At 61.8% G+C, this 19974-nt stretch carries 21 protein-coding genes; 4 read left to right on the top strand and 17 right to left on the bottom strand.

Features of this window, described 5'->3' with window-relative positions; genetic code table 11:
- Positions 1-2 precede the first annotated feature (2 nt).
- From rplQ to JOE69_RS13735, 12 genes are all read right to left on the bottom strand, one after another.
- Positions 3-602, bottom strand: coding sequence for a 50S ribosomal protein L17 (gene rplQ / locus JOE69_RS13790; RefSeq protein ID WP_309799623.1), 600 nt, complete (start codon positions 600-602; stop codon positions 3-5).
- An 82-nt stretch (positions 603-684) separates the two neighbouring features.
- A complete protein-coding gene (locus tag JOE69_RS13785; protein ID WP_296365700.1) occupies positions 685-1695 on the bottom strand; it encodes a DNA-directed RNA polymerase subunit alpha in 1011 nt (336 codons plus the stop codon).
- Positions 1696-1834: 139 nt separating this feature from the next.
- Positions 1835-2236, bottom strand: a complete 402-nt coding sequence (rpsK, locus tag JOE69_RS13780; protein ID WP_012245519.1) for a 30S ribosomal protein S11 — start codon at positions 2234-2236, stop codon at positions 1835-1837.
- A gap of 33 nt (positions 2237-2269) precedes the next feature.
- Positions 2270-2647 (bottom strand): 30S ribosomal protein S13, encoded by a 378-nt coding sequence (gene rpsM, locus JOE69_RS13775; protein ID WP_012245520.1) that lies wholly within the window; start codon positions 2645-2647, stop codon positions 2270-2272.
- Between the two features lie 180 nt (positions 2648-2827).
- Entirely contained in the window at positions 2828-2941 is a 114-nt protein-coding gene (gene rpmJ, locus JOE69_RS13770; RefSeq protein ID WP_011775570.1) for a 50S ribosomal protein L36, read from the bottom strand.
- 30 nt (positions 2942-2971) lie between these two features.
- Complete coding sequence (infA, locus tag JOE69_RS13765; protein ID WP_009358723.1) at positions 2972-3193, bottom strand: translation initiation factor IF-1; 222 nt, start codon at positions 3191-3193, stop codon at positions 2972-2974.
- 258 nt (positions 3194-3451) lie between these two features.
- A complete protein-coding gene (locus JOE69_RS13760; RefSeq protein WP_309799606.1) occupies positions 3452-4807 on the bottom strand; it encodes an MFS transporter in 1356 nt (451 codons plus the stop codon).
- Between the two features lie 67 nt (positions 4808-4874).
- Entirely contained in the window at positions 4875-5255 is a 381-nt protein-coding gene (locus JOE69_RS13755; RefSeq protein ID WP_309799604.1) for a RidA family protein, read from the bottom strand.
- On the bottom strand, positions 5252-5983 hold the full coding sequence (locus tag JOE69_RS13750; protein WP_309799601.1) for a hypothetical protein: 732 nt from the start codon (positions 5981-5983) through the stop codon (positions 5252-5254). Before JOE69_RS13750 ends, JOE69_RS13755 begins: the two co-directional genes overlap by 4 nt.
- Complete coding sequence (locus JOE69_RS13745) at positions 5976-6968, bottom strand: membrane dipeptidase (protein WP_309799599.1); 993 nt, start codon at positions 6966-6968, stop codon at positions 5976-5978. Before JOE69_RS13745 ends, JOE69_RS13750 begins: the two co-directional genes overlap by 8 nt.
- Positions 6965-8722, bottom strand: coding sequence for a hypothetical protein (locus tag JOE69_RS13740; protein WP_309799597.1), 1758 nt, complete (start codon positions 8720-8722; stop codon positions 6965-6967). Before JOE69_RS13740 ends, JOE69_RS13745 begins: the two co-directional genes overlap by 4 nt.
- 2 nt (positions 8723-8724) lie before the next feature.
- On the bottom strand, positions 8725-10176 hold the full coding sequence (locus JOE69_RS13735; RefSeq protein WP_309799595.1) for an aldehyde dehydrogenase family protein: 1452 nt from the start codon (positions 10174-10176) through the stop codon (positions 8725-8727).
- A 142-nt stretch (positions 10177-10318) separates the two neighbouring features.
- Between JOE69_RS13735 and JOE69_RS13730 the strand changes: the two genes are divergently transcribed.
- Complete coding sequence (locus JOE69_RS13730; RefSeq protein ID WP_309799593.1) at positions 10319-11203, top strand: LysR family transcriptional regulator; 885 nt, start codon at positions 10319-10321, stop codon at positions 11201-11203.
- A 24-nt stretch (positions 11204-11227) separates the two neighbouring features.
- Here the strand turns inward: JOE69_RS13730 and JOE69_RS13725 are convergent, their stop codons facing one another.
- On the bottom strand, positions 11228-12178 hold the full coding sequence (locus JOE69_RS13725; RefSeq protein ID WP_309799591.1) for a P1 family peptidase: 951 nt from the start codon (positions 12176-12178) through the stop codon (positions 11228-11230).
- A 342-nt stretch (positions 12179-12520) separates the two neighbouring features.
- On the opposite strand from JOE69_RS13725, the gene JOE69_RS13720 reads away from it, so the two are divergent.
- The 3 genes from JOE69_RS13720 (at position 12521) to JOE69_RS13710 (ending at position 15825) form a co-directional block, all read left to right on the top strand.
- Complete coding sequence (locus JOE69_RS13720; RefSeq protein ID WP_309799589.1) at positions 12521-13498, top strand: carbohydrate ABC transporter permease; 978 nt, start codon at positions 12521-12523, stop codon at positions 13496-13498.
- Positions 13495-14382 (top strand): carbohydrate ABC transporter permease, encoded by an 888-nt coding sequence (locus JOE69_RS13715; RefSeq protein ID WP_309799588.1) that lies wholly within the window; start codon positions 13495-13497, stop codon positions 14380-14382. Before JOE69_RS13720 ends, JOE69_RS13715 begins: the two co-directional genes overlap by 4 nt.
- Before the next feature lie 87 nt (positions 14383-14469).
- Positions 14470-15825 carry an ABC transporter substrate-binding protein gene (locus tag JOE69_RS13710; protein WP_296365741.1) on the top strand — a complete coding sequence of 452 codons (1356 nt, stop codon included), beginning with the start codon at positions 14470-14472 and terminating at the stop codon, positions 15823-15825.
- Positions 15826-15905: 80 nt separating this feature from the next.
- On the opposite strand, the gene map is transcribed toward JOE69_RS13710, so the two are convergent.
- The 4 genes from map to secY form a co-directional block, all read right to left on the bottom strand.
- A complete protein-coding gene (gene map, locus JOE69_RS13705; RefSeq protein WP_374709713.1) occupies positions 15906-16745 on the bottom strand; it encodes a type I methionyl aminopeptidase in 840 nt (279 codons plus the stop codon).
- A 91-nt stretch (positions 16746-16836) separates the two neighbouring features.
- Positions 16837-17859: a CaiB/BaiF CoA transferase family protein gene (locus JOE69_RS13700; RefSeq protein ID WP_309799586.1), complete on the bottom strand. Its 1023-nt coding sequence runs from the start codon at positions 17857-17859 to the stop codon at positions 16837-16839.
- A gap of 133 nt (positions 17860-17992) precedes the next feature.
- Positions 17993-18574, bottom strand: a complete 582-nt coding sequence (locus JOE69_RS13695) for an adenylate kinase (protein ID WP_309799585.1) — start codon at positions 18572-18574, stop codon at positions 17993-17995.
- Positions 18571-19896, bottom strand: a complete 1326-nt coding sequence (gene secY, locus JOE69_RS13690; protein WP_296365769.1) for a preprotein translocase subunit SecY — start codon at positions 19894-19896, stop codon at positions 18571-18573. Before secY ends, JOE69_RS13695 begins: the two co-directional genes overlap by 4 nt.
- Positions 19897-19974 lie beyond the last annotated feature (78 nt).

Genomic DNA, 19974 nt, shown 5'->3' with positions numbered 1-19974 from the left:
AGTTACTTGGCTTCCTTCTCGCCAGCAGCTTCTTCAGCAGCAGCTTCGGCCGGAGCCTCGTCAGCAGCTGCAGCTTCGGCCGGAGCCTCAGCGGCGTCCGCTTCGACCTCTGCCGGGGCTTCTTCGACGGTCTCGGCCGGAGCCTCTTCCGTTGCCGGAGCAGCTTCTTCGGCCGGAGCCGCCTTGGCCGGGGCAGCCTTCTTGGCCGACTCGGCCTCAGCCACGACAGCCTGCTTCGGGCTGACCGGCTCGAGCACGAGTTCGATCACGGCCATCGGCGCGTTGTCGCCCTTGCGGGGGCCGATCTTGGTGATCCGGGTGTAGCCGCCGTCGCGCTTCTCGACCGCCGAAGCGATGTCGGTGAACAGCTCATGCACCACGCCCTTGTTGCTGATCAAAGCCAGCACCCGACGGCGTGAGGCCAGGTCTCCGCGCTTGGCGAAGGTGATCAGACGCTCAGCGTAAGGACGCAGACGCTTGGCTTTGGTCTCCGTGGTGGTGATGCGCTTGTGCTCGAACAAGGCAGCTGCCAGGTTGGCGAGCATCAGGCGCTCGTGCGCCGGGCCACCGCCCAGGCGCGGACCCTTGGTGGGGGTAGGCATATTGTTTTCTCCTCAAGTGGAATCCGGGGTTCTGGCAACTGGCTCGCAGTTGCCGGTCCCGCCGGGAAGGCAATTTCAGTCTTTAGAGCTCGTCGTCGCCGAAGGCGTCGTCGCTCTCGTCAATGGCAGCTGCACGGGCAGCGAGATCGAACCCTGGAGGCGAATCCTTCAGGGAAAGACCCAGCTCCACGAGCTTCGCCTTGACCTCGTCGATCGACTTCGCACCGAAGTTGCGGATGTCCATCAGGTCGGCTTCGGAACGGGCTACGAGCTCGCCCACGGTGTGGATGCCTTCGCGCTTGAGGCAGTTGTAGGAACGGACGGTCAGGTCCAGATCCTCGATCGGCAGAGCCATGTCCGCGGCCAGCGCGGCGTCGGTCGGCGAAGGGCCGATCTCGATGCCTTCGGCAGCGGTATTGAGCTCGCGGGCCAAGCCGAACAGCTCCACCAAGGTGGTGCCGGCCGAAGCGACGGCGTCACGCGGGGCGATCGCCTGCTTGGTCTCGACGTCGACGATCAAGCGGTCGAAGTCGGTGCGCTGCTCGACGCGGGTCGCTTCCACGCGGAAGGTCACCTTGAGCACCGGCGAGTAGATCGAGTCGACCGGAATCCGGCCGATCTCGGCGTCGCCGGACTTGTTCTGCGCTGCCGAAACGTAGCCACGGCCGCGTTCGATGGTCAGTTCGAGCTCGAACTTGCCCTTCGAATTCAGGGTCGCAATGTGCAGGTCCGGGTTGTGGAATTCCACACCGGCCGGCGGGGCGATGTCCGCAGCAGTCACGACGCCGGGTCCCTGCTTCCGCAGGTAGGCGACCACGGGCTCATCGTGCTCGGAGGAAACCGAGAGGTTCTTGATGTTCAGGATGATCTCCGTGACATCTTCTTTCACGCCAGGCACGGTGGTGAATTCGTGCAGCACGCCGTCAATCCGGATGCTGGTCACGGCAGCGCCGGGAATGGAGGACAGAAGGGTACGACGGAGCGAGTTTCCCAGGGTGTATCCGAAACCAGGTTCCAACGGTTCGATGATGAACCGGGAGCGGTTTTCGGAAACTACTTCTTCAGAGAGGGTTGGGCGCTGTGCAATGAGCACTTGGTTTTCCTTTCAGCGAGCATCCGCTATATGACGCAACACAGGTGGTGGAAAGTATGGTCGTCAATCGCCAACCGGCAAAGCCTGCCGCGGGCCATCATGGCCTGCAGCAAGCTTGCCGATATGGTTTACGGTCTGCTTAGACGCGGCGGCGCTTGGGCGGACGGCAGCCGTTGTGAGCGCTCGGGGTTACGTCTTGGATCGATCCGACCTCAAGCCCAGCAGCAGTCAACGAACGGATTGCGGTCTCGCGACCGGAGCCCGGGCCCTTGACGAATACGTCGACCTTGCGGACGCCGTGTTCCTGGGCGCGCTTGGCGGCTTGCTCTGCAGCGAGCTGCGCAGCGAACGGCGTCGACTTACGCGAGCCTTTGAAGCCGACCTCGCCTGAGGAAGCCCAGGCAATAACAGCACCAGCAGGATCCGTGATGGTCACGATGGTGTTGTTGAACGTGCTCTTGATGTGCGCCTGGCCAAGCGCGATATTCTTCTTGTCCTTCTTACGCGGCTTGCGAACCGCGCCACGAGTCTTCGGGGGCATTATTTCTCCTAAGTTCTGATCAGCGGGACGTTATTAACGTCCGGCCTTCTTCTTGCCGGCGACGGTCCGCTTCGGGCCCTTACGGGTACGAGCGTTGGTCTTCGTACGCTGTCCGCGTACTGGCAAGCCGCGGCGGTGTCGGATGCCTTCGTAGCTGCCGATTTCAACCTTGCGGCGAATGTCGGCGGCTACCTCGCGGCGGAGATCGCCTTCAACTTTGTAGTTGACCTCGATGTAGTCGCGGAGCTGGACCAGTTCGGCGTCGGAGAGGTCCTTAACACGGACGTCCGGAGAAATGCCGGTTTCAGCCAGGGTTTTGTGTGCACGGGTCTTGCCCACGCCGTAGATGTAGGTAAGCGCAACTTCCAACCGCTTTTCGCGGGGAAGATCAACGCCAGCGAGACGAGCCATTGTGGCGGTACTCCTTGGTTATATCCGGAGGTCGTAGGCAGTACACCCGCACGGTTTCGTGCGGCCCCGGCCTCCGACCGGGGGTAAGCCTTGTTTCCGGAAAGGAAACTCGGCTTGTGCTGCCTTCTATCTATGTACTTGCGTGGGCAGAACGAGGGATTACTCTCCGTGAGGAGAGAATTAGCCCTGGCGCTGCTTGTGGCGCGGGTTCTCGCAGATCACCATGACCCGACCATTACGGCGGATCACCTTGCACTTGTCGCAGATCTGCTTGACGCTCGGCTTGACCTTCATGGCGTTCCTTTGCGTGTGAGCAGGTGAGATTTATTTGTAGCGGTAAACAATACGGCCACGAGTGAGGTCGTACGGGCTTAGCTCCACCACAACCCGGTCCTCAGGGAGGATTCGGATGTAGTGTTGGCGCATCTTTCCAGAAATATGAGCGAGAACGATGTGCTTGTTCGTCAACTCAACACGAAACATCGCGTTGGGCAGCGCTTCAGTCACCACGCCCTCAATCTCAATGACCCCGTCTTTCTTGGCCATATCCTCCACTAACTCTTGTTTTGGCTAACCGGTGCCCTCCCGCGCAGGCGCAGGAAAGCTGGCTTTACTCTTTGCTTGCATACGCTCGAATCCGCCCGCTGACGCCCTGTTGCCTTGATCGTTTCGACCCAGCGCCGTAGGATCACGGGCAGGATCTGAAAAGATCTAGGGAATAGAGCGGAATGGGCGCGCCAAAGCGCAGACAACCAACAAACAACTTTACGCCATTGTGGCTGATTAGTTAAATCGCGGCGACGCTCACAGCGCCGCAGCCTGCTCGAGATCTTGGCCCTTGGTCTCCGGTGCCATGAAATAGCTCGCCCCGGCCCCGACCAAAGCGATCGCTGCGGCGATCCACATTGTGCCGGACAAGCCCAGGTGAGTCAACGACAATGGAGTGGCGAAAGTCCCGATGGCAGCACCGATCCGGCTAATCCCAGTGCACAGGCCGACCGCGGTGGCCCGGACTTTGGTGGGAAAGAGTTCATTGGGGTAAATCCACTCGAGGATCGACGGGCCGCCGTTGAAAATGGCATAGAAGGCGAAAGCCAAGGCGATCAATCCCAGTGGCGCCTGGGGGTAGATCGCCAGGAACACCAATCCGGCACCTGAGAGGACGAATCCCCAGATCAACACCGGCCGGCGACCCAGCTTGTCCACAACCAGAAGGGCAACGATGTTGCCGACCAGGAAGAACAGGTTGATCAGACCGTAACCGATGTTGGCCTCATCGCCGGACTGCAGGTTGAAAAGCGCCAGTATCTGTGGACCGAAGGCGTAAATGGCGAACAGCGTCACGATGGTGCAGGTCCAAAAAATTGAGATGAAAACGACCCGGCGCAAGTATCCACCGCCGAGCACCAGCCCGAAAGCCTTCCTACTACTGAGCTTGGCTGCTTTGGGATCGTGAGCCGTGATGCCCGCCAACGTGGCACCCTCACCGATGGTTTTGCGCAGAATCTGCAGGGCTTCGGCTTGCCGCCCCCTGCTGACCAGCCAGTGCGGCGATTCGGGGATGCTGGCCCTTGCCACCAAGATCAGCACCGCCGGTATCGCCGAAGAAAGCAGCATCCAGCGCCATCCGTCCTCGATGGACAGCAACCAATAGCCGACGAAGGCTGCGGCAGTCGCTCCCACAAACCACATCGCGTTGAGACCACCCAGCAAGCGGGCCCGCCAGTTTTTGGGCACGAACTCGGCAACGAGCGCGGTGGCAATGGGGTAATCGGCACCGACCGCGACCCCGATGAGCAATCGCAGAACGAACAATTGCCAAGGTTCTTGGACGAAAAACTGAAGCACCGAAAAGACGATGATCGCCACCAGGTCGATGGTATACATCAATTTCCGCCCGATCCGGTCCGTCAGATTACCGAAAACCAGCCCTCCGATGAAGACTCCGACGAGCGCTGAGGCGCCGATGAGCCCATTCCACCAGTCGTTCATTTGCCAGTTCGGAATAATCTGGACCAACGCGATGCCGATGATGGCCAGAATGTATCCATCGAGGAACGGCCCGCCCGAGCTGAAGAGGGTCAAGCGTTTGTGGAAGGAGTTCAGCGGCGCAGAATCGATGGTCGTCTGCGCGGCGCTCGTTGGTGCTTGCTGAAGCATGGTGGTTCCGATCTGAGAAGAGGGAAAGCAACGGTGGTAACCCAGCAGATCCGTGATCGTTGTACGACTACGCGGTGACGGCTGCGATGGCATCGATTTCGATGCGTTTTTCACCCCGGAAGCGGGCGACTTGTACCGTGGTCCGCGGGGGCAAGGGATAGCCGTGCAACCTGGTGAGGTAGGCGGCGTTGTATTCTTCGAATTCGTCCAAGTCGGCCAGATAGACAGTGAGTTTGAGTAGTCCGGAAAGATCGGAATTGGCATTGGCGAGCGCAGCCTCCAGATTGTCGAAGGCCTGCCGGAGCTGCTCAGTGATCCCGACAGCGCAGCTGCCGTCCGGCCGGGTGGGGACCTGACCGCAGAGGAAAACCAACCGGTCGAAGCTGGCCGACGCCGAATACGGACGGGGCTTGCCGTCGTCGAACTGACCGCGGATGATTTCGCTCATGCGCCCACCACCAAGAACTTCCCAGCGATTCGTTGAATGTTCTGCCAATCTTCGTCCCGAATCGGCAACGGCCTGGCAGGTATCGGCACCAACTCGGCCGCGGGTTCCGCTGAACCCGGCAACACTATGAACGCAGTGACACACGGCATGAACAGATGCGGTGGAACAACTTCCGCCAGATCGGCACGCAGGCCGGACTCGACCACGACGGCGTTACCCTCGGTACGCCGTGCCATGGTCCGGATTGCCGGAACCGTCGTCCGGGCGCTACCGAGCAAGACGACGGCCCGTTGCAACTGCGCCGCCTGACGAAGCAACAACTCGTCCCAAAGCGGCCCGGCAACGCATTCTTGCTCCGTGTAGGCGATGAAGAGCCTTCCGGCCAACGCAACGTCCCCAAGGCCCTCACTGGCCAGATCGATCAGTTCGAGCATCGTGCGCAGCGCTGGCTGCCCAAGGGCCTTCAATTCGTAGATTCTGGTATCCGGGTACTCCGCAACTTCCACCGTCGGCGGAGCTTTCTGCGGGTTCCACGGTGTGGCCAAGATTTCGGCGAGCCACTTCAGGCCCTCCTGACCCGCGGCCTCGGCGCGCACTGCGGCAAGCGCGCCCAGCTGAGCCTCGGCCGGATCCGCCCCGATCACGCGCAAAGCGCGCGAGGCCGCATCGATGATTTCGCGGGGCTGTCTGAACTCGGCGGCAATCGTTGCTTCACTCTGTTCAGACATTGGCCGGCTCCTTGACAACATCCATGACCTCGGAAAACAACCTGCTCCAGTTTCCGCCCAATATTGCGGTAATGGTCTGATCGTCCAAACCGGCCGCGGACAAACCCTCGGTGAGCTGCGGGAAATCCGAAGGACCTTTGAACCAAGCCGGCCATTGCGGCCAACTCGGAGCATGCTGCGGGTCAGTCGGTTTCCACCGGCCATTGCGGAGCCATCCGACGAATTCCTGGTTCCAGCCACGAGTACAGTCGCTGCCGATGCCGATATGCGCTGCACCATACTGTTCAGCCATCCGCCGTACCATCTCGCAGAAGCTCCGCAAGGTGACATGCTCGCCGCCGCTCACCGTGGGGTAAAGACAACAACCGATCACTCCGCCGCGATCTACCAGTGCCCGGATCACCTCATCTGGCTTATTCCGCGGCGAATCGAAGAACCACAGCGGATTCGAATGGGTGATCGCCACCGGATCCGCGGACTCCTCGATCGCCTCCCGGCTGGTCCGATGGCCTACGTGCGAAAGGTCGATCAGCATACCGACCCGGTTCATCTCCGTCACGATCACTCGCCCATATCTGGTGAGCCCGGCGTCCTGCGCTTCGAAGCACCCGCTGCCGAGAAGGTTTTGATTGTTGTAGGTCAGTTGGCCAATCCGGACGCCGAGCCGGTGAAATGCCTCAACGTAGCGATAGTCGTCCTCGAACGGACTGGCATTCTGGAACCCCAAAAACACCGCGACCTTGTTCTGCTGTTTGGCCAAATCGATGTCGTCCCCAGTCTTGGCGAGAAACACCAAGTCTGGGTTTCGATTGGCCAATTCCAGCCATTGCCCAATCGAACGCAGCGTGTCCGCGGCGTTTTCCCAGACGGCACAGGTCGCGTTCACCGCGCTCACACCTCCGGCCCGCAGCTCTTCGAGGACTGGCCGGCTCCAGTTGCTGATCTGGAGGCCATCCACAACGGTTGCTCGATCATGGAGGTTCACGGTCGGCTTTCCTTTTCCAATGATGGTTTTGACGGTGGCGCCAAGGGGAAGAGCCAGTCGTCGGCGTCGGATGTCTCACGCCCGAGGTCTGCCGTTCGCGGTGCCCCGCTGAACAAAGTGACCCGCAGCCAGTCCGTCGACTGCGGACTGAAGTTGTTCATTCCGTAGACTGCCAGCTGAAAGCGCTGCACGCTCAGTGGTAAAAAGTCCTCGGCCAGGAGATTGTCGTGGATCTCTGGGTAGCGCAGGCCCTGGGTTTGCTGCACTCGATGAACCGCGAAGCGATGCTCCGGGAACATCCTCAGGAACTCGGCAACACTGGAGGCTTCGGAGTATCTCGCCAAATCCGCATTCAGCCTGGCTATCCGCTGGGCGATATCGGTGCAGTGTTCGACTCCCCCGGGGAGTCGCCCGGCGCGCCTGCCACGCCGCGGCTCCTCATTGGCGGTAGCGGAAAACCAGAAGAAGCCGGTGGCGGACGGGTCGCCGAAATCATGGGTCCGGACCCAGCCGTAGTTGGCAGCCAACAGACGTCGGAGCTCTGCGCACCGCATTCCGGCATCAGGAACCGCCGTTTCGCCAATGGTCAACAAAACCTCGGCCTCGTCGTCGAAATCTGAGCGGAGCTCGATCACGATCGAGGCCAGGATTCCCCTGGCTTCGGCACTCAACCGAGCTGCCTTCTCGTGCAAATGAGCCAGTATCGGCTCAGCCGAAGTGGAAGTGTTGATGAAAGCCCGCAGTTGGGCCAATAATCCGCCCAGTTGGGATCGAATCGCCGGCGGATCTAGGAAAGGAGCCGTTTTGAGTTCCCGCTTTTCCTCAAGATAGCCGCATGCCCGAGTCAGCAGAACCACTATTCGCTCCAGATCCGGGTGGTCCGGCGAGTAGCTCTGCATCAGAGCTCGGCTCAGAGGAATCTCGCGCAACCGGCACCAGGCGTCCAAATACTCCGGGTGGTTGACCACGAAGGGGACCATCCCGAGCCCGGTGGCGTTACCGAGGCCGAGGTACTTCCCCCACTGCGGGTCGAGCGGTACGAATTGGGTTCCTGCGGCATCAGCTTTCGCCCTGGCAACATGTTCCACGAGGTCGATGCTGAGTTCCCTCAGCAGCCACGCTGCGAGCATTTGCGCACGGTACGGCACCCCCAGAGGGTGACCGGCTGGGAAATCGGCGAATTCCTTCAAGCCGAATTTGCCGTTGCTGTAGAACGCCGTACTGCGCAGCACATAAGGGCTCGGACCCATGCTGTGCACGTCTGGCTGCTGCCCACGGGCAAGGCAGTCGCCCACATAATCGAAGAATCGCAGACTGCGGTTCGCCCGGGTCAAGACCATCGCGTCCGCACCCGGTCTCCCCTTTTCCTGGACCGGAACGTTTTGCCGCAGTTGCTCTTCGCGCTCCGAAGTGAGACGTCCCTCGAGCAAAGCGGCGGTAACGTCCCACGCGTCCGCGATCACTCGGTCAGTGCGTTGCGATTCGTCCAAAGTTCGGGAAAACGCGATGAAGCTGAAAATCCGACCTTCGGCATACACGGTGTACACGGCAGTTCCGCACCCTTGTGCATCGAAGTCCAGTCTGGTCTTTTCGACGTGCCAAGCCTGTGATCTCGCCCGGCGCAGCATGGTTCGGGCGAAACTGTGCCGGGTGGCCCAAGCACCGTTCATATCGGTGCCGGTGAGCACCTGATGGGGCGGGCGCAGGCATTCGTGCCCTGTTTCTTCCTCTACTGTTTCTTCCTGCACTGGCATGATCACGGCTGTTCCGGAGCCAACCGCACGTATGCGGTCTTTTCATCCGTGAAGAATACGGCTGCTGCAGCGCTGTTCTGTTCCCGCGGGCCGGCAAACGTGGAATCCTTCAATCCGCCGAACGGGGCGTGCAACTCGGATCCGGTCGATGCGGCATTGACTTTGACCAGACCGGCGTCCAGTTGTGCCACACAGTATCTGGCGGCCCGTTCGCTGCTCGTGAAAACCGATGCCGTGAGTCCGAAGGCGGTGCTGTTAGCCAGTTCGACAGCTTCTTCCAGAGTCCCGGCCCGGAGCACAGTGGCGACCGGACCGAAGACTTCTTCCTGGCAGATCGTCATCGAGGCGGGTCCGGAAAGGATCGTAGGCCGCACATAGTGCCCGACGGCGTCCGGCAGGTCGGCCTCTGCCAAAACCTCCGCACCCTCCGCGACCGCCTGGTCGATCGCCGCCGCGATTTCATCCCGGGCCGCGGCCGAAACCACCGGTCCAATCTGGACTGCAGGGTCCGTGCCGGGTCCAAGCACCAGCGCACGCACCTTCTCCTCCAGCAATTCCAGCAATCCCGCCGGCGAATCACCCACCAGAATGATTCGACGAGTCGCAGTGCACTTCTGCCCGGACGAGCCCATAGCCGCGCTGACAATGCTGCTGGCGGCAAGTTCAGGGTCGGCGTCCGGCAGCACCAGGGTGGCGTTGTGCCCGCCCAACTCCATCTGGAGTTTCGCGCCCCGGCCGCAAACGATCGAGCGGATCTGGTGGCCGACTGGGACCGAGCCGGTGAACGTCACACCGGACACTTCTGGATGCGATACCAGCTCGGAGCCGAGAGCACCCGGAGCCAAGAGCAGATTCACGACCCCAGACGGCAGCCCCGCAGCGGCGAAGATTTCCGCCAACAGCACGGATACTCCCGGCGTATGGCTGGCCGGCTTCCAGACCACCGTGTTTCCGTACAGGAGCGCCGGAGCGATCTTCCACGCGGGAATTTGCAAGGGGAAGTTCCAAGGCGTGATCACCCCGACGACTCCGAGCGGGCGGCGTACCGTATAGATCCGCTCATCCGGATGGCTGGACGGGAACTCGGCGCCGATCGGGTTGCGGGCCGAGCCGGCGTGATAATCGAAGGTGTCCGCGGACGCTTCGACCTCGAGCCTGGATTCGGCAACGGTTTTGCCATGCTCGGCGGTCATCAGCTGGGCGATCTCTTCAGCCCGTTCCCGGATCAGAGCCCCCACCCGGAACAATATTCTGCCCCGTGCAATGATCCCCAGTGCCTGCCAAGCCGGTCCAGCAACCACTGCCGCCCGAATCGATTCTTCCAACTGCGCCGAATCCGCATGCCGATGGCTGGTGACTGCTTCCCCGGTCCGCGCGGGATTGAACCGCGTCACCGGCGATCCGGCTCCCTCTATCCAAGAACCATTGATGAAACTTCTGGCTGATCTTGCCATAACGGACGTTTCTCCCATCGCACTGCTGCTCACAATGTGAGCTTCCTCACTGTCAACCGTAGGCCTGTCCGATCTGAAATTGAAATATTCATTTGAAGACCATTGATATTCAATTAGTCTTGATTGCATGAACCTTCGTCGCTTGGAACTCTTCGTCGCAGTCGCCGAGGAACTCCATTTCAACCGGGCCGCTGAAAAGCTGCATATGGCCCAGCCACCACTGAGCCAGCAGATTCGGAAGCTGGAAGAAGAGTGCCGAACCCAGTTGTTCGTGCGTGATTCGAGGAATGTGCGGCTGACCTCCGGAGGCGAATTGCTGCTCCGGCACGCCCGCACGATACTGGCGCAACATGCGGTACTGACGTCCGCGATGAGGCAAGCCCGGGATGGCGAGCTCGGCCGTCTACGGCTTGGTTTCGTCTCCTCCGCCGCAATTGCGGCCGTTCCTCCGGTGGTTCGTCAACTCAGACTCCAATGGCCCGGGATCGAATTGGAGTTGAGTGAGGAAACCACCGATGCGCAGATCAATCTATTGAGCAGCGGTGCCCTCGACGTCGGGATCGCCCGCGAAGCGCACCCGCCGCTGGGAATCGAGAGCACCCTGCTCCGCAACGAGCCCCTCGTCGTAGCGGTCTCGACTGACCATTACCTGGCCGGCCGGAAATCGATATGCCTGCAAGAACTCAAAGGGGAAAGTTTTATCGCCTTTCCCCGGGGACGGGTTTCGGGCCTTTTCGACCACATCTCGGCACTTGTCCGCGCTGCCGGAGTCAATTTCGACATCACTCAGGAGGCCGTGCAGTTCCCCACGATTTTGGGCCTCGTCGCCGGCCACCTGGGGATCGCCGTCGTGCCGGAATCGATGCGTGCCTTCGCCATTCCAGGGCTCGTTTATCTGCCTTTGGAGGACGAGAGCGCTTTTTCCAGGCTTAGTCTGATGTACCGGACAGACATGGCCAGCTCACCGCTCGTAGCCAAAGCCAGGGCGGTCTGCTGGGCAACACTGGCCGTGGCCGAAGCGCCGTGAGCCAACATCGGCGGCTCCACCCAGTCATCCCGGCCAGCGCGGGAGTTCTCCGGCGTCGGTGCGCACCGTCTCGGCGCTCGCGATGCCGTCTTCGATCGCCCGTTGCACCACGAGTGCGGCGATCGCCTGCAATTCGATCAGGGCCACAGTCGACGACGACCCGGCGCCGCTGAGCCCCCGCTCGCAGCTGGCCAGGGTGAAAACCGTGTCCCCATCAGCCAAGGTGTGCACCGGGGAGAGCGCTCGGGCAAAGCCGTCATGGGCTGCGGTGGCAGTTCGCTTGGCCTGCGCCACGGTCAGCACCGCATTCGTAGCGACCACGGCCAGGGTGGTGTTGAGCGCAGGTCCGTCCGATGCGGGGCCATTCGGCGGAGCGGTTTGCGCGCCCAGTGGCAGGCCTGCTGCATTGACTACCGCCAGCGCCGCCACCACGATCTCGGAATTGGCGCCCGGCATCCGCATCGAAGCGGTGCCCACCCCGCCCTTGAAACTCCCCCGGCCGAGCGCGGCACCGGCGCCGGCACCGGCATTGCCGCGTTTCACCTCGCCGGAATGCGCGCTCTGCGCCGCCCAGTACCCCATTTCCAGATCGGGGCGCAGCGCGAAATCGCCACCGCGGCCCAGGTCGAAAATCGCCGCAGCCGGCACAATCGGCACCACGCCGCCGTCCACCGCGAAGCCCCGGCCTTGTTCCTCGCACCAGCGCTGCACGCCCCCGGCTGCGGCCAAGCCATAGGCGCTGCCGCCGCTGAGCACCACCGCGTCCACCGTGGAGACCAGCGTGGTCGGGTCCAAGGCATCGGTTTCGTGGGTTCCCGGCCCACCCCCGCGCACGTCCACCGCACCGATGCTGCCGGCCGGCGGAATCACCACGCTGACCCCGGTGAGCCAGCCTTGGCCGATCCGCTCCACTTGGCCCACCAGCATTCCGGGCACATCGGTCAATTGTCCTTGTGGCGGTCCATCCGTGGTCATCCCCCTATTCTGCGCCCCCGCAGCCAGGAAGGCGATCGGCAGGTCCCACCGAGTCGGGCAGCCCAGTGGGACAGAGCCGTTTTGTCCCACTCAGTTGCGTCATTCGGTGGGACAGAGTTTCGGCGTCCGAAGCACCGCCCGGCGAAGTTGTCTGGATATCTCAGGCAACAGTCTGTCGCGATACCAGGTGAACGGTCAGTGAAGGCTGGGGGAACATTGACGCAGCCAGTACGATTTTGGCAAGACAGAGTCGTCGCTTGTGCTGGAGTAGTAGGAGTTCGTGCTGCATCCGCCGGGGGGCGGTTTCAGCCGAGGAACACCAAGCAGCAAAGCGAGAACACTATGAGCAGGGTCGATTCGACGAAGACCCAGGTGCTGGAATCACCGGCATCGATACCGCCGCCCGCACCCGGTGGTACAGACAAGATCAAGCAACGTTATTGGACCGGACGGACCAAACGCGACGCCTGGATTTTCCTGGCTTTCGCGATGCCGAACATTGTCCTGATCGCGGTCTTCACCTATCGGCCGCTGATCGCCAACATCCAGTACTCGATGCTTGACTGGACGCTCGGCTCGGAATTCGCCACCGCGATCGGGCTGCAGAACTACATCACCTTCTTCACGTCGGCGGATGCCGGCAAAGTCCTCGGCACCACCGCGATCTTCACGGTCTTCACGGTGGGCGGCTCGATGGTGCTCGGCCTGCTGATCGCGCTGGCCCTCAACCAGAAGATCCCCGGCCGCACCTTCGCCCGTTCTGCGGTGTTCGCCCCTTACGTGCTCTCCGGCGTCGGCGTCGGCCTGGTCTGGCTGTTCATTTTCGACCCGGTCTACGGCGTGCTTTCCTGGGTCCTGCGTGGACTGGGCCAGAGCAGCCCGCAATGGATCAACGATCCCAAGCTCTCCCTGGTCATGGTGATCATCGTCTATGTCTGGAAGAACCTCGGCTATTGCGCGGTGGTCTATCTGGCCGGATTGCAGTCGATGCCCAAGGACGTGATGGAAGCCGCTTCGCTCGACGGAGCCGGTTCCTTCCGCAGGTTCTTCGCGATCAGCTTCCCGCTGCTCTCCCCCACGACCTTCTTCCTGCTGATCACGTCGTTGCTCTCCTCGCTGCAGGCCTTCGACATCCTCAAAATCATGACCCCTACCGGCCAAGGCACCAACACCTTGATGTTCGAGACTTATCTGCAGGCGTTCGGCGCCTACAACAAGGCCGGCTATTCGGCCGCGATCTCGGTGGTGCTGTTCGCCCTGCTGTTGATCATGACCGTGGTGCAGATGCGCTTCGTGGAAAAGAAGGTGCATTACGCATGAGCGCACTGCAAACCGCCCCGGTCCAGGCCGGCCGGCGCCCCGGGCCGTTCTCCTGGAAGAATCTGAGCAAAACCCTGGTCACCGGATACCTGCCGCTGATCCTGGCGACCTTGCTGGTCTTCCTGCCGCTGCTCTGGATGATCCTCTCCTCCTTCAAGGCTCCCGGCGAAATCATCACCACCGACCTGAAGATCCTGCCGCAGGCACCGAGCTTCGACAACTACGCCGAAGCCGCCACCCGGGTGCCGTTCGCGCAGTTCTTCCTGAACAGCGTGATCGTCACCGTGATCGGTTCGGTGATCAAATGCGTGCTGGCGATCCTCACCGCCTATGCCTTGGTCTTCGTGCGGTTCCCGTTCAAGCGGCTGATCTTCATCTTGATCCTGGTCGCCCTGATGGTCCCGCCGCAGGTCGCGGTACTGCCGAACTACATTTTGATCTCCAGCCTCAATGGCCAGAACACCTACTGGGGCATCATCCTGCCTGGTTTGGGTACGGCCTTCGGCACCTTCCTGCTGCGCCAGCACTTCATGACGCTGCCGCCCTCGATCCTCGAATCCGCCGAAATCGACGGCGCCGGGCACTGGAAACGGCTCTGGAAGATCGTCGTACCGGTCTCGGTGCCGTCGATCGCCACGGTCGCCCTGGTCACCATCGTGACCGAGTGGAACGACTACATCTGGCCGCTCATCATCACCACCAAGGCCGAAATGATGACGCTCCCGGTCGGCCTGACCCTGCTCACCAACTCGGATTCCAGCTCACAGGCCTGGGGCATCCTGATGGCCGGCGCAGTGATCGTGATCCTGCCGATCCTGATCATCTTCGCCGCCCTGCAACGCTATATCGTGGCCGGCCTCACCCAAGGCTCGGTGACCGGGTAGCGCCCGCGCCCGGAAGCCCGCCGCAATACGCTTCACCGCAACGAACCCTGTCAATCGCATCCACCGCATCACACCGAAAGGCACTCAATGAACATCAAGCGCAAGAATTTCCTGGCCCTGGGGGGACTGGGACTTGGCACCGCGGCTCTGGCCGCTTGCGGCGGACCGAACACCTCCGGAGCGGCGAGCAGCAGCGCGGCCGCAACCGACTGGTCCAAGGTCACTCCGGCCACCCAGATCAGCTTCATGTCCAGCCACCCGGGTTCCTCCCAGGCGATCGAGCAGAAGCTCATCGACGACTTCCAGAAAGCCAACCCGGCGATCAAGGTCAACCTGATCACCGGAGGCCAGAACTACGAAGAGGTGGCGCAGAAGTTCCAGACCTCGCAGACCGGCAATGACGTGCCCGACGTCGTCGTGGCCTCCGACGTCTGGTGGTTCCGTTACACGCTTTCCGGCGCAATCGTCCCGATCGACGATCTGCTCAAGGCCGTGGGCGACAAGACCGACGACTTCAACAGCACCCTGTACGGCGACTACAGCTACGACAACCAGCACTGGGCCGCACCCTACGCCCGTTCGACCCCGCTGTTCTACTACAACAAAGACCACTTCGCAGCAGCCGGCCTGCCGGACCGCGCACCGACCACCTGGGACGAGTTCGCGGAGTGGGCGCCGAAGATCAAGGCAGCCAACGCGGCACAGAGCGGCTACCAGAACGCCTACCAGTACCCGGCGCTGGCCGGCTACGCGGGTTGGACCTTGCAGAACGTGCTCTGGGGCCAGGGCGGCGGCTGGTCCAAGGAATGGGAGATGACCGCGGATTCCGACGCTTCGGTCAAAGCCATGCAGTGGGTCCAGGACAGCATCGTCAAAGACGGTTGGGCCGGCGTTTCCTCCAAAGACGCGGTGGGCGATATGACCGCGGGAGCGGTCAGCTCCACGGTCTCCTCGACCGGCGACCTGGTCACCACGTTGAAGGCCGCGAGCGCCAAAGGCATGAACATCGGCGTCGGCTTCCTGCCCGGCGGACCGGCGAGCAAATCCCCGGTGTGCCCCACCGGCGGTGCCGGCTTGGTCATTGCCCAGAAGACCTCCCCGGAGCGCCAGCTGGCCGCGGCCAAGTTCGTCAGCTTCGTGACCAATGCGCAGAACACCGCCCAGTTCTCCCAGGCCACCGGCTACATGCCCACCCGCACCTCGGCGGACATGTCCGCGGTCTTGGCGCAGACTCCGCAGATCCAGGTCGCCTTGGACCAGCTCAAGGTCACCAAGAGCCAGGACTACGCCCGGGTGTTCCTGGCCGGCGCGGATCAGGAAATGGCCAAGTCCGCGGCCAAGATCATGAATGAAAAGGCCGAGGTGAAGAGCACGCTGACCGCCCTGAAGAGCACCTTGCAGGGCATCTACGACAAAGACGTGAAGCCGAAGCTGAAGTCCTAGCTTTCTGCGTCTTCGAGTGTGCAGTTATGGCGGCTGAATTCCGATTTTGGCCGCCATAACTGCACACTCGCGCTAAAAATTCAGGGCAATGGCGCCGGCGTGACGCCCAGAGCGGACAACTTGGCCGCCCCGCCGTCGGGTGCGGTCAGCACCCAGATCCCGCCATCGTGCACCGCGACCGAGTGTTCCCAATGCGCCGCCCGTTGGCCGTCCTCGGTCACCACGGTCCAGTCGTCGGCCAGCGTGCGGCTGGCAATATCGCCGCGGACCAGGATCGGTTCGATCGCCAGGGCCATTCCGGGACGCAGTTTCGGCCCGCGGTGCTTGGACCGGTAATTAAGGACATCCGGCTCCATGTGCATCGCCGAGCCGATGCCGTGCCCGGTGTAGTCCTCGATGATGCCGAACTTGGTGCCGTACTTCCCGGTCACGAAATCATCGATCGCATCGCCCACCTCGCCCACCTTCGAGGCCGTCGCCATCGCCGCGATGCCGTTCCACATCGCCGCCTCGGTCGCCTTGGAAAGCTCGACGTCGGCCGGATCGGCGTTGCCGACGATCACGGTGCGAGCCGAATCGGCATGCCAGCCGCCGATGATCGCACCACCGTCGATGGACACCAAGTCTCCGTCTTCGAGTTTGCGGTCGGTCGGAATGCCGTGCACCACCTGTTCATTGACCGAGGTGCAGATCGTGGCCGGGTATCCGTAGTAACCCAGGAAATTCGACTTCGCACCGGCTTTGGCCAGCTCCGCGGCGAACAAGGCATCGAGTTCGGACGTGCTCACGCCGACCGCAGCCGCGGCCACCGCGGTGTCCAAAGCAGCCGAGAGGATCAACCCGGCTTCCTTCATGAGCTGGAATTGCTCCGCCGTCTTGAGCTCGATGGTCGATTTTTTGCCGATTGCCACGTTGGTCACCTGTTCCCGGGATGCGAAAGCCTGCCCTTTGAGACTACCGGGTACGCGCCCGGCGCGCTTGCCCACCGGAACGCTCGCCAACCCGAACCGATCATTCGTAGAGGCTCGGATGCAGCGCTCCACCAGTAGCCCCACGTTGCCGTTGCAAAGCTATCCGGTGTTGCATATGCGGGTCTGTTCCCGATTCGTCCAGCGAGAGCACTGCAGAAATGCAAGAGCCGGTCTCGTGCCCGATGCGTGCCCACTCCGAACGGCTTTTGCTCCGGAACGCAGTTTCGAGCAGTTCGCGGAGTTTCGACCAGTTCCGGGGATCATTCTGACTGCCGTCGTCCGGAAAGTCGATCCCCGTGGCGAGCAACAACTGGCTGAAGAACTGGGGTTCGATCGCCCCGACAGCAACGAATTCCCCCGGCACTGCGGATTCATAGACCGCGTAGAACGGCGCATTGGTCAAGGGACTCGGCAACTCATCGCCCAATACTCGGTTAAAGTTCTCGTACATGGTCATCAAGGCGGCGGATCCGTCCACCATCGCGATGTCCAGGACCTGCTCGACAGGTTGCCCCGCTTGTTTGCCCAATAGCGCCGCCAAGATGCTGATCGCACCGTGCATCGATCCACCGGCGAAATCACCCACCAGGTTGATCGGCGGCACCGGCATGTCGCTACCGCGTCGAAAGCCGTGCAAAGCACCCGACTGCGCAATGTAATTGATGTCGTGGCCAGGATCGGCATGCAAGGGCCCGCTCTGCCCATAACCGGTGACCCTGGCGTATATCAGATCGGGATTGGCTTTGAGACACTCCTCCGGTCCCAAGCCCAGGCGCTCCATCACCCCTGGCCGCATACCCTCCAAAAGCACATCCGACTCTTGAGCCAGCTCCAGCACAGCCGACCGGTCCCCCTGCTTCTTGAGGTCGAACGGACGGTGCGCTTTTCCTTGCGCGTAAAAGGTCTGCAAGAAATCGGCCATACTCGGCGTCGGACGGACGGCAACGGTCACCTCAGCACCGAGATTCCGAAGCAACGTGCCCAAATGGGGTACTGGCCCGATGCCCGCCATTTCGAGGACCCGCAGGCCCAGTAGCGGCTTCGCCGTCGTTTCTTCGCCCATGATTGACTCCTTTGATCCTCTGGGGACTACTTTACGATGCGCCAGCGCCGGTCCCGGGCCGCAAACCCGGCAGCTACGACGACGGCGGGCCCGCACCTAGGTGTGGGCCCGCCGTCGTCGTTACCGGGAGAGACTATTTGGTTGCGGTCACGCCGTCGATCGCTGCCATGATGCGGTCGGTGACTTCATCGATCGCGCCGATCCCGTCGACCTTCGCCAACAGGCCCTGCTCGTGGTAGCGGACCACCACGGCCTCGGTCTGCGTGTGGTAAAGATTCAGCCGGTGCCGGATGACTTTCTCGTCGTCGTCGCTGCGCCCGGACTCTTTGGCCCGGCCCAGCAGGCGCCGCACGAGTTCTTCGTCGTCCGCGGTCAGCTGCAGCACCACATCCAGTTTTTCACCCTTGGCGCTCAGGATGTCGTCCAACTCGTCGACCTGAGCCGAAGTGCGCGGGTACCCGTCGAGCAGGAAGCCGTGCTGCACATCGGCCTGCTGCAACCGGTCGCGGACCATTTTGTTGGTCACGCTGTCCGGCACATAGTCTCCGGCGTCCATGAACTTCTTGGCTTCCAAACCCAAAGGCGTCTCGCCTTTGACATTGGCCCGGAAGATGTCGCCGGTGGAAATGGCCACGATGCCCAAACGATCGGAAATCCGCTCGGCCTGGGTGCCCTTGCCTGACCCCGGAGGGCCCACGATCAGCATTCTGGTCATCGCAGCAACCCCTCGTAGTGCCGTTGTTGCAGCTGCGCATCGATCTGCTTCACGGTTTCCAGACCCACGCCGACCATGATCAGCAGCGAGGTGCCGCCGAACGGGAAGTTCTGGTTCGCCTGGATCAGCACTAGCGCGATCAGCGGGATCAAAGCGACCAGACCGAGGTAGATTGCACCCGGCAAGGTAATCCGGGACAACACGTACTGCAGGTAGTCCGCAGTCGGTTTGCCGGCCCGGATGCCCGGAATGAAGCCGCCGTACTTCTTCATGTTGTCCGAAACTTCTTCCGGGTTGAAGGTGATCGCCACGTAGAAGTACGTGAAGAACACGATCATGAAGAAGTACATCGCCATGTAGATCGGGTGGTCGCCCTTGGTCAGGTTGTCGTTGATCCAAATCGCCCAGCCCGGTGCATTCGCGTTGTTGCCGCCAGCGGCGAACTGTGCGATCAGTGCCGGCAGGTACAACAGCGAGGAGGCGAAGATGACCGGCACCACGCCGGCCATATTGACCTTGATCGGGATATAGGTGCTGGTGCCGCCGACGGTGCGCCGGCCGATCATCCGCTTCGCATATTGGACCGGTACGCGTCGTTGCGACTGTTCCACGAAGACCACCAGGGCCATCACCACCACACCGATCAAGAGAACCACGAAGAAGGTTCCTGGACCCTTGGTGCTCCAGATCTGTCCGAGCGAAACCGGGAACTGCGCCACGATCGAGGTGAAGATGAGCAGCGACATGCCATTGCCCACACCCTTTTCGGTGACCAATTCGCCCATCCACATGATCAGACCGGTGCCGGCCGTCAAGGTGATGATCAATAGAATCGTGACGATGATCGAGCTGTCCGGGATGATCGCGCCCGGAGTGCCATCCTGGCCGCAGCCGCCGAGCAGCTGGCCGGAACGGGCCAATGACACCAGCGTGGTGGCATTGAGCAAGCCGAGGCCGATGGTCAGGTAACGGGTGTACTGGGTGAGCTTGCTCTGCCCCTGGGCGCCCTCGAGGTGCAGATCCTGGAAGCGGGGAATGACCACCCGCAGCAGCTGGATGATGATGCTCGCGGTGATGTACGGCATGATGCCGAGCGCGAAGATGGACACCTGGAGCAATGCGCCACCGCTGAAGAGGTTGACCAGCTGGTAGATGCCTTGATCTGTATTGCCGGCGGTGAGGCACTGCTGGACATTGTTATAGTTCACACCCGGTGAAGGGATGAAGGCGCCGAGTCTGAAAATGACAATGATGCCCAGCGTGAACAACAACTTGCGTCGCAGGTCAGGCGTGCGAAAGGCGCGGCCAATTGCGGAAAGCAAGCATCCTCCTGAAGTTCTTGGTTCCGAAGAAGTTGGGCCGCCATGGCCCACCAACCGAGTCTAGTGGGTAGACCCTAT

Origin of the sequence: Arthrobacter russicus, assembly GCF_031454135.1 — a bacterium.
GTDB classification, from domain to species: Bacteria; Actinomycetota; Actinomycetes; order Actinomycetales; family Micrococcaceae; genus Renibacterium; species Renibacterium russicum.
Note: the sequence above shows the minus strand (reverse complement) of the source record. Positions and strands in the feature narration are given on the sequence as shown.

What these genes read in the sequence shown, in the direction of transcription:
- rplQ (WP_309799623.1), bottom strand. Translation starts at nt 602, where the DNA reads ATGCCTACCCCCACCAAGGGTCCGCGCCTGGGCGGTGGCCCGGCGCAC.
- rpsK (WP_012245519.1), bottom strand. Translation starts at nt 2,236, where the DNA reads ATGCCCCCGAAGACTCGTGGCGCGGTTCGCAAGCCGCGTAAGAAGGAC.
- rpsM (WP_012245520.1), bottom strand. Translation starts at nt 2,647, where the DNA reads ATGGCTCGTCTCGCTGGCGTTGATCTTCCCCGCGAAAAGCGGTTGGAA.
- rpmJ (WP_011775570.1), bottom strand. Translation starts at nt 2,941, where the DNA reads ATGAAGGTCAAGCCGAGCGTCAAGCAGATCTGCGACAAGTGCAAGGTG.
- infA (WP_009358723.1), bottom strand. Translation starts at nt 3,193, where the DNA reads ATGGCCAAGAAAGACGGGGTCATTGAGATTGAGGGCGTGGTGACTGAA.
- JOE69_RS13760 (WP_309799606.1), bottom strand. Translation starts at nt 4,807, where the DNA reads ATGCTTCAGCAAGCACCAACGAGCGCCGCGCAGACGACCATCGATTCT.
- JOE69_RS13755 (WP_309799604.1), bottom strand. Translation starts at nt 5,255, where the DNA reads ATGAGCGAAATCATCCGCGGTCAGTTCGACGACGGCAAGCCCCGTCCG.
- JOE69_RS13750 (WP_309799601.1), bottom strand. Translation starts at nt 5,983, where the DNA reads ATGTCTGAACAGAGTGAAGCAACGATTGCCGCCGAGTTCAGACAGCCC.
- JOE69_RS13740 (WP_309799597.1), bottom strand. Translation starts at nt 8,722, where the DNA reads ATGCCAGTGCAGGAAGAAACAGTAGAGGAAGAAACAGGGCACGAATGC.
- JOE69_RS13735 (WP_309799595.1), bottom strand. Translation starts at nt 10,176, where the DNA reads ATGGCAAGATCAGCCAGAAGTTTCATCAATGGTTCTTGGATAGAGGGA.
- JOE69_RS13725 (WP_309799591.1), bottom strand. Translation starts at nt 12,178, where the DNA reads ATGACCACGGATGGACCGCCACAAGGACAATTGACCGATGTGCCCGGA.
- JOE69_RS13720 (WP_309799589.1), top strand. Translation starts at nt 12,521, where the DNA reads ATGAGCAGGGTCGATTCGACGAAGACCCAGGTGCTGGAATCACCGGCA.
- JOE69_RS13715 (WP_309799588.1), top strand. Translation starts at nt 13,495, where the DNA reads ATGAGCGCACTGCAAACCGCCCCGGTCCAGGCCGGCCGGCGCCCCGGG.
- JOE69_RS13710 (WP_296365741.1), top strand. Translation starts at nt 14,470, where the DNA reads ATGAACATCAAGCGCAAGAATTTCCTGGCCCTGGGGGGACTGGGACTT.
- JOE69_RS13700 (WP_309799586.1), bottom strand. Translation starts at nt 17,859, where the DNA reads ATGGGCGAAGAAACGACGGCGAAGCCGCTACTGGGCCTGCGGGTCCTC.
- JOE69_RS13695 (WP_309799585.1), bottom strand. Translation starts at nt 18,574, where the DNA reads ATGACCAGAATGCTGATCGTGGGCCCTCCGGGGTCAGGCAAGGGCACC.